Raw genomic sequence first — 274 nt, forward strand, 5'->3', positions numbered from 1 at the left:
CCTCGCCATAGCGGTGCCGTTCGGCGTAATTCGGGATGAGATCGGCGTTATTTTCGATGTAGCGGTTGAATTCCAACAGCTACCGGCGCAGCTTGCGCACCTCTGGCGGCGGATCGGCGATGAGATCAAACCCATCGGTGAAGTCCTCAACAAGGATGAGTGCTCTGCCGACGTTGCCATGCCAAAGATGGTGTTTAACGCTTTCGAGCGTTGCGACGGCCGCGGGCGCTGCGGCGCTGAGCGGCGGAGGCAGGCCGCGCGCCATCTGTTGGAG

General features: G+C 61.3%; 1 protein-coding gene. It reads left to right on the forward strand.

The annotated features are described in order from the left end of the window. A partial coding sequence (locus ACWGTI_RS32930) for a hypothetical protein (protein WP_454590713.1) occupies nt 1-274 on the forward strand: 274 nt, incomplete at both ends.

The organism is Mesorhizobium sp. ArgA1 (assembly GCF_053714375.1).